Source organism: Rhizobium indigoferae, from assembly GCF_034554815.1.
Classification (GTDB): Bacteria; Pseudomonadota; Alphaproteobacteria; order Rhizobiales; family Rhizobiaceae; genus Rhizobium; species Rhizobium leguminosarum.
The window spans coordinates 173,790-187,473 of the sequence record NZ_CP140638.1; the positions used below are offsets into that span (position 1 = coordinate 173,790).

Annotated in this window: 15 protein-coding genes; 3 read left to right on the top strand and 12 right to left on the bottom strand. The window is 61.0% G+C overall.

What is annotated here, in order from left to right:
- Positions 1-82: 82 nt before the first annotated feature.
- From U5G49_RS33335 to U5G49_RS33375, 9 genes are all read right to left on the bottom strand, one after another.
- Positions 83-1,093, bottom strand: a complete 1,011-nt coding sequence (locus U5G49_RS33335; protein ID WP_105010326.1) for a polyamine ABC transporter substrate-binding protein — start codon at positions 1,091-1,093, stop codon at positions 83-85.
- 48 nt (positions 1,094-1,141) lie between these two features.
- The gene (locus tag U5G49_RS33340; protein WP_193445873.1) at positions 1,142-1,465 is read right to left on the bottom strand and encodes an NIPSNAP family protein; all 324 of its coding nucleotides are present in this window, start codon (positions 1,463-1,465) and stop codon (positions 1,142-1,144) included.
- A gap of 5 nt (positions 1,466-1,470) precedes the next feature.
- On the bottom strand, positions 1,471-2,934 hold the full coding sequence (locus U5G49_RS33345; protein WP_182564116.1) for an aldehyde dehydrogenase: 1,464 nt from the start codon (positions 2,932-2,934) through the stop codon (positions 1,471-1,473).
- Positions 2,935-2,938: 4 nt separating this feature from the next.
- Positions 2,939-3,979 (bottom strand): LLM class flavin-dependent oxidoreductase, encoded by a 1,041-nt coding sequence (locus U5G49_RS33350; RefSeq protein WP_065277346.1) that lies wholly within the window; start codon positions 3,977-3,979, stop codon positions 2,939-2,941.
- Positions 3,976-4,911, bottom strand: coding sequence for a flavin reductase family protein (locus U5G49_RS33355; protein ID WP_182564114.1), 936 nt, complete (start codon positions 4,909-4,911; stop codon positions 3,976-3,978). The genes U5G49_RS33350 and U5G49_RS33355 overlap by 4 nt, the downstream gene beginning before the upstream one ends.
- Complete coding sequence (locus U5G49_RS33360; RefSeq protein WP_193445872.1) at positions 4,908-5,753, bottom strand: alpha/beta fold hydrolase; 846 nt, start codon at positions 5,751-5,753, stop codon at positions 4,908-4,910. The genes U5G49_RS33355 and U5G49_RS33360 overlap by 4 nt, the downstream gene beginning before the upstream one ends.
- 14 nt (positions 5,754-5,767) lie before the next feature.
- Positions 5,768-6,370, bottom strand: coding sequence for an amino acid synthesis family protein (locus U5G49_RS33365; protein ID WP_003538313.1), 603 nt, complete (start codon positions 6,368-6,370; stop codon positions 5,768-5,770).
- Between the two features lie 428 nt (positions 6,371-6,798).
- On the bottom strand, positions 6,799-7,491 hold the full coding sequence (locus tag U5G49_RS33370) for a GntR family transcriptional regulator (RefSeq protein ID WP_193445871.1): 693 nt from the start codon (positions 7,489-7,491) through the stop codon (positions 6,799-6,801).
- A 201-nt stretch (positions 7,492-7,692) separates the two neighbouring features.
- Positions 7,693-9,054 carry an FAD/NAD(P)-binding protein gene (locus U5G49_RS33375; RefSeq protein WP_193445870.1) on the bottom strand — a complete coding sequence of 454 codons (1,362 nt, stop codon included), beginning with the start codon at positions 9,052-9,054 and terminating at the stop codon, positions 7,693-7,695.
- Positions 9,055-9,271: 217 nt separating this feature from the next.
- Between U5G49_RS33375 and tauA the strand changes: the two genes are divergently transcribed.
- Genes tauA through U5G49_RS33390 form a run of 3 tightly spaced genes read left to right on the top strand, consistent with a single transcriptional unit; the run spans position 9,272 to position 11,981 of the window.
- Positions 9,272-10,285 (top strand): taurine ABC transporter substrate-binding protein, encoded by a 1,014-nt coding sequence (gene tauA, locus U5G49_RS33380; protein WP_193445869.1) that lies wholly within the window; start codon positions 9,272-9,274, stop codon positions 10,283-10,285.
- Between the two features lie 56 nt (positions 10,286-10,341).
- A complete protein-coding gene (locus tag U5G49_RS33385) occupies positions 10,342-11,130 on the top strand; it encodes a taurine ABC transporter ATP-binding protein (protein WP_182564109.1) in 789 nt (262 codons plus the stop codon).
- Positions 11,127-11,981 (top strand): ABC transporter permease subunit, encoded by an 855-nt coding sequence (locus U5G49_RS33390; protein WP_131702954.1) that lies wholly within the window; start codon positions 11,127-11,129, stop codon positions 11,979-11,981. The genes U5G49_RS33385 and U5G49_RS33390 overlap by 4 nt, the downstream gene beginning before the upstream one ends.
- Before the next feature lie 24 nt (positions 11,982-12,005).
- Here the strand turns inward: U5G49_RS33390 and U5G49_RS33395 are convergent, their stop codons facing one another.
- From U5G49_RS33395 to U5G49_RS33405, 3 genes are read right to left on the bottom strand one after another with little or no spacing between them, the layout of a single operon-like run.
- A complete protein-coding gene (locus tag U5G49_RS33395) occupies positions 12,006-12,773 on the bottom strand; it encodes a gamma-glutamylcyclotransferase (protein WP_131703845.1) in 768 nt (255 codons plus the stop codon).
- Positions 12,774-12,776: 3 nt separating this feature from the next.
- Complete coding sequence (locus U5G49_RS33400) at positions 12,777-13,085, bottom strand: hypothetical protein (protein ID WP_018446115.1); 309 nt, start codon at positions 13,083-13,085, stop codon at positions 12,777-12,779.
- A gap of 11 nt (positions 13,086-13,096) precedes the next feature.
- Entirely contained in the window at positions 13,097-13,678 is a 582-nt protein-coding gene (locus U5G49_RS33405; RefSeq protein ID WP_193445868.1) for an RBBP9/YdeN family alpha/beta hydrolase, read from the bottom strand.
- Positions 13,679-13,684: the final 6 nt, after the last annotated feature.

The window sequence follows — 13,684 nt, forward strand, 5'->3', positions numbered from 1 at the left end:
GGCGCCGAGGCCCGACAACGGGCACTAGCGCTGCGGCAGGCACGGCGAACATTCGCCGTGCCTGATCATCTCAAGTTTCAGGCTATTTTGCCTGCCATGCGTACCATTTCTCGCCGATGGCATCGCGATTATCAGCCCAATAGTTCATGTCGGCATTCACCTGGCTTGCCGTCTGCTGATCCGGCAGGGTCTTGGCCGTCTCCGGATCCATCAGCTTGGCCGAGTCAACATTGATTGGTGCATATCCGGTGGCCTTTGCAAGGGCGGCCTGCGGTTCGGCTGAGGTCGCCATTGCAATGAACTTCATCGCGGCTTCCGCGTTCGGCGAACCCTTCGGCACGACGAGCGAATCCGCGGCGGTGATGTTCTGTTCCCACGAGGTCTCGGTCTTGATACCGCTCGCCGCAAGCGCGGTCATGCGGCCATTCCAGACACTGCCGAAGGGAGCCTCGGCGGATGCCAGAAGCTGCTGCGACTGTGCGCCGCCCGACCACCAGACGATGTCCGATTTGATCGTATCGAGCTTCTTGAAGGCGCGGTCGAGATCAAGTGGATAGAGCTTGTCGGCAGCCACGCCGTCGGCAAGCAACGCCGCTTCGATCACGCCAGGAGCCGACCACTTGTAGAATGTGCGCTTTCCCGGAAACTTCGTCGTGTCGAACAGATCCGCCCAGGTCTTTGGGCAGGCGCTGACGGCATCGGCATTGCAGCCGATCACGAAGGAATAATAGAAGCTGCCGACCGAATAGTCGGTCACGAAGCGCGGATCGAGCTTGGATTTATCGATGACGGAGAAATCGAGCTTCTCGAGCTGGCCATTCTTGCCGGCCTGAGCGGCATAGTCGCCTTCGACGTCGACGACATCCCAGGTAACCTGGCCAGCCTCGACCATCGCCTTGAGCTTGCCGTAATCCGTCGGCCCGTCCTGTACGACGGTGATGCCAGTCTTCTCCGTGAACGGGCTGGCCCATGCTGCCTTCTGCGCGTCCTGGGTCGTTCCTCCCCAGCTCGAGAAGACCATGTTATCGGCGTGCGCCGGTACGGACACAGCCACGAATGCGGCAACCGCCGCGAAAGCAAATGTTGTTTTCATGTTCCCTTATCCCTGTTCTGGTTTGTCCTACGGGTATGCCTTATGCCGTCAGTGCGCCTCGCTCCTGGGAGAAAAGCTGGCTTGCTTCATAATCTTGTTTTCCGCCACCTCGATGAGATCGCGGATCTTGGGCAGGAAGGCCTGCCACCGGGGATCGGCCAAAAGCCTCTGGCGCCTCGCTTCCCGGTCGTCCAGGCTCGCAAACGCCCAGATGTGGACGATCTCGTTGATCGTTCCGATCTCCGAAAAGAAGTAACCGACGAGCGTGCCGAGATGGCTCTTCTGGATCTCGATCCCCTCCTCCTCGACGACCTTGAGATATTGCGGGATCGTGCCGTTCTTCAGCCGATAGGTGCGGATCTCGTAAAACATCGGCGCTACCTCATCACGAAGGGATCGGGGATCGGATCGTCCGATGTCCTGAGCCAGATCGTCTTGGTGCGCGTATAATCGAGCGCCGCGGCCATGCCGCCTTCCCTCCCATGGCCAGACAGGCCGAAACCGCCGAACGGCGCGATCGGTGATACCACGCGGTAGGTGTTGACCCAGACGATCCCGGCACGGAGCCCCTTCATCAGCCGGTGCGCCCGGGTGAGGTTCTGGGTGAAGACGCCGGAAGCCAGGCCGTAACGGGTATCGTTGGCAAGCCGCAGCGCCTCGGCCTCCGTCTCGAACGACACGACGGACAGGACCGGTCCGAAGAATTCCTCGACCAGGGACGGCGAGGCGACATCGTCGCAATCGAGAATCGTCGGCGGGAAATAATAGCCGTCGCCGTCGATCTTGCTTCCGCCTGTGACGAGGCGGGCGCCGCTTTCAATCGACTTGGCGACGAGGGCGCCGATATTGTCCTGCTGGCGCTTGGTGGCAAGCGGGCCGACTTCTGTCGCCATATCGAGCGGAGCACCGATTCGGATCGCCTCCGCCTTCTCGCGCAGCATGGCGACGAACTTGTCCTTGATGCTGCGTTCGACGATCAGCCGCGATCCGGCAACGCAGCTCTGCCCTGTCGCGGCGAAGATGCCCGCGACCTGAGCATTGGCAGCGCTCTCGAGATCCGCGTCGGCAAAGACGATGAATGGCGACTTGCCGCCAAGTTCAAGCGAGGTGGAGGCGAGGTTTTCGGCCGAGTTGCGAACGACGTGCCGGGCGGTTTCAGGACCGCCGGTAAAAGCGACGTGAGCGACCTTCGGGTGCCGGCCGAGGGCGGCGCCACAGGAGGCGCCGAAACCCGTGATGATGTTGACGACGCCGGCGGGAAAGCCTGCCTCGTGCACGAGCCGCGCAAATTCGAGAAGCGGCGCCGGCCCATCTTCCGAGGCCTTGACCACCATCGTGCAGCCGGCCGCAAGCGCCGGGCCGATCTTTACCGCTGACAGGAAGAGCTGGCTGTTCCACGGCACGACCATCGCAACGACGCCGATCGGCTCGCGGCGAAGCCAGACATCCATGTCGGGCTTGTCGATCGGCAGGTAGGCGCCTTCGATCTTGTCGGCGATACCGGCATAATAGCGATAGTATTCGGCGACATAAGCGATCTGCGCCGATGTCTCGCGGATGATCTTGCCGGTGTCGCGTGTCTCCAGTTCAGCCAGCACCTGCGCGTTGATGGCAACCAGGTCGGCCAGTTTGTAGAGCAGCTTGCCGCGTTGTGTGGCAGTCATTTTCGACCAGGGGCCTTCGCAAAGCGCCCTGTCGGCCGCGTTGACAGCCCGATCGACATCCCCTTCGCGCGCTTCGGGCATATCAGCCCAGACCGCGCCGGAGGCTGGATCGATGCTCGGATAGCTGGCCTCGCCATCTGAAAATTCGCCATCGATGTAGTGCTGGAAACGCCGCATGGTCTTACTCCTGAAAGGCTGGCATGACCTCGGTAATGAAGCGTTCGAGCGACGCTTTCTTGCGCTCGAAGCTCATGCCGGTGTCGATCCAGAAGGAATATTCGTCATAGCCGAGCGCTTCATAGGCCTTGAGCCGGGCGATGACGGTCTCAGCGTCGCCAACGACATTGTTGGTGCGCATGACCTGGTCCGACAGCATCGCGTTTGCTCTGACCTGTTCGTCCGGGATCCGTTCGATCAGACCCTGGGTAACCGGCTTCTCATTCTTGAACCAGGCGAAGAAATAATTGTAGTAGACGCTGAGTTCATGGGCGGCTTGCGCGACATCGTCCTCTGACGAGCCGACATAGGTGTGACGCAGCAACATGATCTTGGGCCGCTCGATCTCGGGATTCTTCGCGCAGGCATCGTTGAAGCGCTCCATCAACGACTGAACTTCGTCGTCGCCCTGCCAGAGCGGCGTCACCTGAACGTTGCAGCCGTTGGCGACGGCAAATTCGTGCGAATTCGGATCGCGCGCTGCCACCCATATGGGCGGGTTCGGCTGCTGCAGCGGTTTCGGCGCCGATGTGGTCGACGGAAACTTGAAGAATTCCCCGTCATGCGCGTAGTCGCCGGCCCATATGCCTTTGACCGCCGGGATGAGCTCGCGCATGCGCTGGCCAGCACCCCAGGCATCGAGACCGGGCAGCAGACGCTCGTATTCGAAGGAATAGGCCCCGCGCGCGATGCCGATGTCGAGTCGTCCATCGCAGATGATATCGGCCATGGCCGCCTCACCGGCGAGTTTGATCGGATGCCAGAAGGGGGCAATCACTGTTCCCGTCCCAAGCCGTGCCCGCGATGTGCGGCGCGCCAGATCGGCAATGGTCACAAACGGGTTGGGCGCGATGGTGAAATCCATGCCATGGTGCTCACCCGTCCAGATCGCGTGCATGCCGCCTTTGTCGGCGATCTCGCAGAGCGCGACGAATTCCTCATAGAGGCTCTTGTGGCTTTGGCTGGCGTCGAGCCGTTCCATATGGACGAAGAGGGAGAACTTCATGCTTTTGCGTCCTTGGCTGGAATTGGGTGTACAGTGCCGCCGGTCTCGTCGCCGAAATAGACTCCGAAATTGCCGATCGAGCTTTCCATCGCAAAACGGTTGACGATATCGGCAGTCGAACTGGTCTTGAACTTTGCCGCAACCAATGCGTCAGGCTTCAGGAACCTGCCGCCGGCAGGCTCGCCCTCTCCGGCAACGGCGTGATAGACAATGTGCTGCTTGCCGTCGCTTTTGCCCTCATAAACCGAATAGAGAAAGCCGATGCTGACCTTCAGCCCGGTGAGTGTCTCCAGGTATTTTTGCAGTGCCTCGGTCGGGCTGCCGTCATGGGCGTCGACGCTTGGCAAGGAGAGCACATCCTCGCCGAGCAGCAGAACTTCCCCGCGCCGCTCGACAACGGCCGCAAGTTCCATATTGCCTTCGCTTGCCGCCGACACTGCCTTGCTTGCGAGCGTCGGCGTGAAATAACCGCCACGCGCATAACCGAGACCGTTGCGGCCGCTATTGTCGAAAGCTTCGATGCGCCCCATCAAGATGACGTGGTCGCCAGCCTCGATGACCTGCTCCATGGCACATTCGAACCAGGCCGCCACGCTCGAGAATATCGGGCAGCCTGCCGATCCCCTCGCCCACTCGACCGCCGCGAATCTATCCTCGACCGGTCGCGCAAAGGTGTTCGACACGTCTTTCTGCGTTTCCGAAAGCACGTTGATCGCAAAATGCTGCGCACCGGTCATGATGGCGAAATTGCGTGACGTCTTGGCTAGGCAGACGAGGAGAAGCGGTGGATTGAGCGAGACCGAGGTGAAGGAGTTCGCCGTGAATCCGATCGGATTTCCATCCCCGTCACAGGCGGTGACGACAGTCACCCCGGTCGGAAAAGCTCCGAATGCATCTCGCAGCGCTCTTGGGTCGACAGTCTGGATTGTCATCGTTCATCCTCCCCGAACGACAGCCACTCAGCGAGCAGCGAATTTACGATATCAGGCGCGGTCAGGTTCACCATATGACGATGGCCTTCGACGATGCGGGCATAGCCCCGCGGCGCAAGCTCTGCCATTTGCGTTGCCATCAAGGGCGTCGAGTTCGGATCATTGGACCCGGTCAGAAATAGGGCCGGACCAGCCACGTCTTTCCAGCCGTCAGCATAGGTCTCGTCTCCGCCCGCGAAGGCGGCGTAGGCGACGGCATATCCCTGGAGATCAACGAGGTTCAGCCATTTTCGTGTCAATTCACGCGCAGTGACGCTGTCCGCATCCTCGCCGAACCAGCGGGCCAGGGGGCCTTCCTTGTCGACGCCCGATACCGGAATGGCCGCGGCGCGCGAAAGGACTGCGGCCTTTGCCTCGGGGTCACGCCTGTAGACGCCGTTGAGGTAAGCGACGCGGCTGATACGCTCGCCAAAGGTCGCGGCCGCCCCTCCTGAAACCAGTGCGCCCATCGAGTGCCCGGCAACATTTGCCGTGTCGATTGCCATCTCATCGAGAAAGCGTCCGAACCAGGCGACGAACTCCTCAAGCCGACTGCCCGCCGGCAGCTTTGCGCTTTCCCCATGTCCCGGCATATCGACGGCGATGACGCGATGGCCTGCAGACAGGAATGCGATCTGCGGAGCCCAGGCCTCAAGCCGCATGCCGACGCCATGAATGAGAACCAGCGGCTCACCGCTGCCGGCCTCATGATAGGCCGTTCCGCTTGCCGTCGCCTTTCGGGGCAAGGCACCGGCGGCGTTTGTTGCTGCAGCGGTGCGTGTGGTCGGTCCGGCTGTCAGCATCTCAGGGCGCTCCTTCAAACGCCCGCGGGATTGGCAACGTCCTGCCCCAGGTCTTTCAGATCCTGGTAGCGGTCGCCGATGCGGTGATGCGGGCGCCCGCCTATCGAAGCACCGAGAGCCACGACGATCTCGTCGGCGGCAGGCGCGTCGGGGATCGACGTCTGGATGGTCAGGTAATGCGAACGGCGGCCTTCATCGTTCTTGTCCATCAGCGGGATCATGATCGGCGCATTGGCCGGACCGCGTGTGTTGCAGAAGGCGAGATAGGACTTGGCGCCGACGGCCTGGCGATAAAAATTGCCGAAGCGCAGGGTGTGGATGAGCGCCGACCCGTGTTCGATCTCGCCGTCCAGGCCGACGACAGCCGACTTTCCATATCCCTCGACAGCCTCGCCGGACCCGACCGCATCGATGATCATCTTGGTCAGCAACTCGCCGAGCACTGGAGCGCCTGCGTGAATTTCGGGTTTGAGGTCGTCGACAAAGCCGCGACCCGCCCAGGGATTCTTCACGACCGCGAAGGCGGTAAACAGCTTCAGCGGAACCGCCGCGGCCTTGCCGCCTTCGATCAATGTCGTCTCGATCTGCAGTCCCGTCTTGCGAATTTGAATGGCCACTGAACACCTCATTTTCTCAATTTCGTATTATGGTATACCATAATATATGAGTGTCAAGTTGGTTGCTGCGAGGACGCAGTTCAGACCGAGGCGGAGATTTTCAATTTGGCGCGCGTGTGCTCTCACGCTTGGAAGGCGCCTCTTCTTTTCAGCTTATTGTTAGCAGCCACAGACCCCGCAACGGCAGCGCCGAAGGCGCACGGCAAGTCCGGAGGTCACGATTGTCCCAGTTCATATGATACCGCCTTATGTATTATTTATTATGGCATACCATCACATTGGGCAAAGTTGGGTGTCAAGCTTGGAGTGCGGAGTCTTCTAAATTCCTAGGAATGTGATTGCGCCGACTGGAGTGACATCGACAGATGCTCGGTGCCAGCGCTTTGCTGTCCGCCTGCGACTAAGACCGCAACGGTCTCCCGCCGTGGCTAGTCGGCAGGCTTCTTCGCCGACAGCACCGCTTCGGCAATCGCGCTCGCGGCGGCGACGTGATCCATCGCCGCCCGGTAAGCCCCCTCGCCGTCACCGCGGCGGATGGCGTCCACGATCTTCGACATCTGCAGCGGCCCTTCGATGCCGCGCCTCTCCGTCTTGATCGTCATCGAGCGCAGGTGGTTTATGCGCACGGTGAGGAGATTGACGACACCCCAGGCAACGTTCCTGTCAACCATCGTGAACAGCGTGTGATAGAAGGAAGAGGTGTTCGTCAGCACAGCCGACATATCGTTTTCGCGGTAACTGTTGCGTATCCCGGCCAGCGATTCCTCCAGCGCAGCGACTATCTCGGGGCTTCGGCGCTCCGCGCATAGCCGCGCCGCCATGCCTTCCAGCGCGCCACGGATCTCATAGATCTGCTTGGCTTCCTCGATGTCGAGCTGCGCGACAATCGGCCCCTTGTTCGGCAGATTGGCGACAAGCCCTTCCGATTCCAAATGCCTCAGAACCTCGCGCACGACTGTTCGGCTGACGCCGAGCTGGGCGCAGAGGTCACGCTCGACAAGGCGATCTCCAGGACGGAAATATCCGTTGACGATCGCCTCGCGGACCTTGTCGAGCGCCAATTCCCGCAAGGTCTTTGCAGGACGCTCAACTCTAATTGCGTCCTTCAGAGCACCGCTCATTCTGTACCTCAGTGTTGGACTTTGCACGCTCAACTTCCGCCGCGGCAGCCGAATGCAAGAATCGTATTATGGCGTACCAGATACTGTAGCTGTCGGCGGCCGGCAATTCAACAAGCGCCGTGCCGACCTATAGGGCCGCGCGACTTTCAGACCTGCAAAGGACGCTGCAGCACTTAGATCTGCTGCTCTAGAAGTCGCGAGCTAGCCTCTTGAAACAATCTCCTCGACCACGGCCTTGGCCTGCACCCGGATATCCGGAACGGCCGTGATCTCCCAGAATTGCCCCGCCGTCAGGGCGCCGACCGCGAATAGTCGGGCAGGCGAGATCCGGGACGAGGCTATCACCTCGGAAGCGGCATCCGCCTGGATTCCAAGGCCAAGAGGATCGGGGACGATCAACTCAAAGCGGCTCATTTCCTTCAAAAGCGGTGAATGACTGATCCCGGCCCGCTCCATTCCCGTGCAGTTGACGAGCCAGTCCGCCCTGATCTCGGCGATCTCGCGCGTCGATCTGACCCTGTAGCTGGCAGCAAGCCGCCCCTCCTCGGCTCCGAGCGATTTCAGGAAGCCCGCGTGGAAGCGAACGGTTCCGTCTAAGACCAGCTTCTCAAACCTGTCGAACACGTCAGGCGCGACCCGGTGACGGTGGATGTTCCACCAGGGAAGCGCATGCCTGAGGAAGCGTGCCCGCTCCTTGTTCGAAAGCCGTTGCCAGAGAGCCTGCGTTGCAGGCCTCAGGCCGTCCATCACGGCTCGCCAGTCGGTAACCGTCCTGCTCTTTCCCCGCAGGGTCTTCAATATGCCGCTGATCGTCTCCGGAAGCCTCTCGACGTCGATCGGCAGAGGCACCGGCGGCTTCCACGCGTGTCCGAGCGGAGCGAGCCCGCGCCGCGAAAGCACATCAATCTTGCCGCTGTGGCCATGGGCGCGAAGTGCGAGAACCTGATCGATCATCGTCAAGCCGGATCCGAGGATACACACCGCATCGGATGGTGCGACGCGCCTCAGCCACGAAAGCCGCCACGGGTTCTCGATGATCCGTGATCGCAGCGATGGCGGGACGCCATCCGGATCGACCGGAAGGCTCGCGTTACCGACACCGAGGCAGAGCACCACGTTCTTCCCGGCAATCTCGTCACCATTGCCGAGATGGAAGGCCAGCGTGCTGCTATAGCGTTCAACGCATCCCGCCGCCTTGGCTTTGATGAAATCGACCCGACAACGGCCGTCCCGCTTTCGAAGCAGCCGTGCAAGCGTATCGCGAACATAAAGACCGTAATCGCTGCGCGAGGCGAAATCGCCTGCCTGCAGCCGGCGGCCATGGCTTTTCGGCCAGTCGACAAAGTCGTCGGGTTGATGCGGTAGCAGGCTCATGCGGCCGGCGGGAACATTGAGGCGATGGAGATAGAGCTCCGTCCGGTACGCCGTCCCGCGGCCGAAACCGGGATCGTCGCCGACGACGGCGACCTTCGCCGAAGCGGGAAGCTGTTCGATGAGATTGCAGGTAACCGCTATCGCTGAAAAACCGGAACCGACGACGATAACATCATATGTCAAATGCATTCTCCCTGAAGCTCAGAACGTCATCGAGACATGTCGTCATTCAAGCCCCGTGTCGCTCACCGGTCCCTGCTGATCGCACGAGCGGCAGAATCACGAAAACAATTATCTCTATAGTCTATAAATATAGTTTGTTATTTCTCCCGCTAGCCCCTCCCCAACCATTACGCTTTTGAGGGTGAGATCAAGAGCCGAGCGGCTCTGAACAAAGGGGCTCAAGATGAATTTCAGGAATTTGGTTGCCGCAATCGCCGTCGGCGTCGGCACTCTTGCAACGGCTGTTGTCGCTGAAGCGGCGGACAAGAAGGTCGTCGTCGCCTATCAAACCGACGCCTTGCCGTCTTCCGTGGCGATCGCCAATGGCGAATTCGCCAAGGAAACGGGATACGACATCGACTTCCGCAGGTTTAACTCCGGCGCCGAAATCTTTGCGGCGATTGCTTCCGGTGACGTCCAGGTCGGCTATGTCGGCTCGAGCCCGTTCGCGGCTGCGGTATCACGCGGGCTCGAGGTCAAGGCCTTTTACCTCGCCTCGATCTCGGGCATCGACGAGGCTCTCGTCGTCCGTAACGGCTCCGGGATCGAAAGCCTGAATGATCTGAAGGGCAAGAAGCTTGCTGCCGCGCCTGTTTCCACCGACCACTATCAGCTTCTGGCGCTGATCAAATCGCTCGGTCTGACCGAAAAAGACGTTCAGGTCTTCGCAATCCCTCAGCCTGAGATCGTCGCCAGCTATAACCGCGGCGATATCGATGGCGGCTTCGTCTGGGATCCGGCACTCACCGAACTGAAGAAGAACGGCAAGGTCCTGGTGACCTCCAAGGAGGTGGCAGACAAGGGTGCACCGACATTCTCCGCCTGGGTCGCGACCTCGAAATTTGCCGCCGACAACCCGCAATTTCTGAAGGGCTTCGCTTCGGTCATCAACAAATACTACGCATCCTTTGCCTCGGACAAATCCGCCTGGGGTCCCGACAGCGACAACGCCAAGTCACTCGCCAAGCTTCTCGGCGGAACAGCCGACCAGCAGGCATCGGCCCTGAAGAACCTGACGCTACTGACACCTGAGGTCCAGGCATCGGATGCCTGGCTTGGCGGCGGCGAAAAGGCGGGTGCCGGCAAGATCCTCAAGGACACGGCATCGTTTCTGAAGGAACAGGGCAAGGTTTCCGATGTGCTGGCGAATTACGGCACCTTCGTCACCGCAGATGCCCTCACCGGCGTCAGCAACTGATCCTCCCCAATGCCGGCGCGGCTTGCCGCGCCGGCATTGAACCTGCGAGCGGCAACATGCTTAAAGTCGATCACGCCAGCGTTTTCTTCGCAGCCCGCGACGGGCGGACCGTTCACGCGCTCGATCGCGTTTCCTTCGATATTCCTGAACGGGGCTTCGTCGTTGCGCTCGGAGCATCGGGATGCGGCAAATCAACCCTTCTCAATGCGATCGCCGGTTTCCTCCCGCTTTCGGATGGCCGGATCACCCTCGATGGCCGCGCGGTCGAAAAACCCGGCGCGGACCGTGGCGTCGTCTTTCAGAAGGACTCGCTGCTACCCTGGAAATCGGTTGTCGAGAATGTCGCGCTCGGTTTGAAATTCGCCGGGGTCAAGCGCAAGGAGCGCGAAGCCCGCGCGCTGGAGCTTCTCCGGCTCGTCGGCCTCGATGAATTCGCCGGCGCTTTTCCCTACGAATTGTCGGGCGGCATGCGCCAGCGTGTCGGTATCGCACGGGCTCTGGCGACAAATCCCGACATCCTGCTCATGGACGAGCCGTTCGGCGCGCTCGACAGCCTGACGCGCGAGCAGATGCAGGAACTGCTGGTTTCCATCTGGGATAAAACGGCAAAGAAGATTTTCTTCATCACGCACTCGATCGAAGAGGCCTTGTTCCTGGGCACGCAGGTGTTGGTCATGTCACCGCGACCGGGCCGCGTCGTGGCACGCTTCGATCTCGATTTCGTTCGCCGCTTCGCCGAAACCGGCGACGCCCGGTCGATCAAGGCGTCACCGCAATTTGCCGAGCTGCGCGAGGAGATCCGCGCCATTCTCCACAGCACCGAAGACCTCAGGAGCGCCGCATGAGCGACATAGTGCAGGCCCCGCCGATTGCGGCGGGCAGAGAGGACCGCCCGGTCAAGCTGGTAAAAATGGCAAGCTTCGGAGCCGGCGAGAAATCGACGGTGGCCATCAGCATTGCCACGGCCCTCGCCATCCTTCTGCTGTGGTGGCTGGTATCGGCGCTCGGTGTCGTCCCACACCTGTTCCTGCCGCGTCCAGACGAGGTGCTGACACAAATCGGCGCCATTTATCGCGACGGTTACGCCGGAGCGTCACTGTCCGAGCATGTTTTTGCGAGCTTGTTCCGCATCGTGGTCGCCGCTCTCATCGCCGTTTCCGCCGGCATCCCGCTCGGGTTGCTCATGGGCCTGAATCGCTGGGCAAAAGGGGTGCTCGACGCGCCGATCGAATTCTACTGGCCGCTTCCGCCACTCTCCTACCTGCCGCTGATGATCATCTGGCTCGGCATTGGGGAGACGTCGAAGATCACGCTGCTGGTGCTTGCGATGTTCGCGCCGATCTGCCTCTCGGCCCAGGCCGGCGTTCGTTCGCTGCCGATCGAGCGCGTCAATGCCGCGCGTTCGCTGGGCGCGAGCCGGCTGCAGCTCTTCCTTGATATCGTCCTGCCGTCGGCCCTTCCCGAGATCCTCACCGGTATCCGAATTGCGCTCGGTGTCGGCTGGGGCACGCTGGTCGCGGCTGAATTGATCGCATCCACGCGCGGGATCGGTTTCATGATCATGTCGGCTTCACAGTTCCTGGCGACCGACGTCGTCTTCGTCGGCATCGGCATCATCGCGATCTGCGCATTCACCTTCTCGGCCGCCATTCGTTTTCTGGAGGCGTTCCTTGTGCCCTGGAAGGGCAAGCTCTGACCAAGTGGCGGCAGGGATGCCTATTCAATGGCTTGCTGCCGCCGCGTTCAGCCCGTGTATGGCGACAAGCTCGGCTGCGACCAGCTTCTGAAGCCGCCATAAATTGCGGTCCCTGATGCCGCGTTCCTCCAGATGCTTCACCGTCAGATACAGATATTCGGCGCAGGAGCCCATGTGTCCGCAGGCTCTCGCAAGAACCTGCGCCACCGTCTCCAGCGGCAATTTGCGGGAAACCCGCTCGCCCTTCGGACCAGCCCAAAAGACCAGCGCACGCACCAGCCCATGCGCGGTCGCGACCGGGATCCAGCGAACCGTCGCAGCGTCTTCGATCGTGCCGACCTCACGGCGGATCAACCGCCTAATCTGGCCAAGGCGATCATCATCGGCAAGCCTGAAGACAATGCCGTTGCAACGTCCACCGCGGTCAAGTGCCATCATCAGGCCCGGCTGTGCTCGCGTTCCCCGCCAGCGGGTCATCTGCAGACAGAAGGAGCGATGCCACCCTCTTGTTGCGCCATGCTGCGATTCGACGGCATCGAAGTCCGGCTTCCATATCAATGATCCATAGGCGAAGATCCAAAGCGGCGCGCCGATAGACTCATCGAGCAGCCGGTTGGCGAGCATCTCCACCTCTGCTTCGGTCAGCGGTGTTCGGTGTGGCTCGGGGCCTACATCGACCGCAGGGCGAAGGCTCAGCGATACGAGCTCGTCCGTCAGAGCCATTCTTGATCCGGTCATCAAAAGTTTGCTTCCCCGGACCGTCACCAGCTTATGCTCCCGGATCTCCGTCATGCGTCAGTGCACCGTAAATCTGGCCGCATCGGCCTGGCGCCGCTGCAGGCTGCGTATCAGCATCGCGGCCTCCCTGACGATTGCCGAAAACGTCGCATCATCGGCCTCTGCGATCCTTCCCGTCATCTCGCGGATGATCGTCGTCAAATGAATGATGGAATGGCGATGCTGCGCATCTCCCGATCCTATTTCGGCATCGGCCATGGCGAGCAGCGTCTGCACCAGCCGCTCCATGGTTTGGCGGCGCCTGGTCCTCGGGTCGGCATTCGGATCTTCGCTAAGGCGCAGCAGGTCGGCGACAATGTCGGACATTGCGATTCCACTCACATTGCAAAGGCCGGGGGCATGGAAACGACATGCCTTCGACCGCGCGTTTGCGTCTTCAAGCCCTCCAACAATCGGTAGCCGTTGCGCCAGCGGCCAAAGCCGCTGGAGACATTGATGTGTCCGGCAAGGCCGATATTCCTGGTCTCGGCGTTCCACAGGCGGCCGAACAGGGTCAACCGATCGACCGTCATGTAGGCATCGTTCATGCTGCCGACGACGATGCTTGGAAAAGGCAAAGGCGCCGTCGGCATGGCGCCAAACGAGATAAGCCCCGGATGCAGGTTTTCCGTGGCCGGCAGATCGCATGGAGCAACGAGCAATGCCCCTTTGACGCGCCGCGCCGCACTTCGCCCGGCCAAGCGGGCGGCAAGCAGGCATCCGAGACTATGGGCGACCAGATAGGCCTCGCCGGCCTCTTCAAGTGCGCCTTCCAATCGCAGCAGCCAACTGTCAAGGTTCGGATGATCCCAGTCCTCCTGGGCGACGCAACGACTGCCCGGCTGATCCTGCAGCCAGTGCTGTTGCCAATGTCCCCCTCCCGAGCCGAAAAGCCCGGGAAGAATAAGTACATCGATCATCTGACG

Coding starts and splice junctions, on each gene's coding strand:
- U5G49_RS33335 (WP_105010326.1), bottom strand. CDS start 1,093: ATGAAAACAACATTTGCTTTCGCGGCGGTTGCCGCATTCGTGGCTGTG.
- U5G49_RS33340 (WP_193445873.1), bottom strand. CDS start 1,465: ATGTTTTACGAGATCCGCACCTATCGGCTGAAGAACGGCACGATCCCG.
- U5G49_RS33345 (WP_182564116.1), bottom strand. CDS start 2,934: ATGCGGCGTTTCCAGCACTACATCGATGGCGAATTTTCAGATGGCGAG.
- U5G49_RS33350 (WP_065277346.1), bottom strand. CDS start 3,979: ATGAAGTTCTCCCTCTTCGTCCATATGGAACGGCTCGACGCCAGCCAA.
- U5G49_RS33355 (WP_182564114.1), bottom strand. CDS start 4,911: ATGACAATCCAGACTGTCGACCCAAGAGCGCTGCGAGATGCATTCGGA.
- U5G49_RS33360 (WP_193445872.1), bottom strand. CDS start 5,753: ATGCTGACAGCCGGACCGACCACACGCACCGCTGCAGCAACAAACGCC.
- U5G49_RS33370 (WP_193445871.1), bottom strand. CDS start 7,491: ATGAGCGGTGCTCTGAAGGACGCAATTAGAGTTGAGCGTCCTGCAAAG.
- U5G49_RS33375 (WP_193445870.1), bottom strand. CDS start 9,054: ATGCATTTGACATATGATGTTATCGTCGTCGGTTCCGGTTTTTCAGCG.
- tauA (WP_193445869.1), top strand. CDS start 9,272: ATGAATTTCAGGAATTTGGTTGCCGCAATCGCCGTCGGCGTCGGCACT.
- U5G49_RS33385 (WP_182564109.1), top strand. CDS start 10,342: ATGCTTAAAGTCGATCACGCCAGCGTTTTCTTCGCAGCCCGCGACGGG.
- U5G49_RS33390 (WP_131702954.1), top strand. CDS start 11,127: ATGAGCGACATAGTGCAGGCCCCGCCGATTGCGGCGGGCAGAGAGGAC.
- U5G49_RS33395 (WP_131703845.1), bottom strand. CDS start 12,773: ATGACGGAGATCCGGGAGCATAAGCTGGTGACGGTCCGGGGAAGCAAA.
- U5G49_RS33400 (WP_018446115.1), bottom strand. CDS start 13,085: ATGTCCGACATTGTCGCCGACCTGCTGCGCCTTAGCGAAGATCCGAAT.
- U5G49_RS33405 (WP_193445868.1), bottom strand. CDS start 13,678: ATGATCGATGTACTTATTCTTCCCGGGCTTTTCGGCTCGGGAGGGGGA.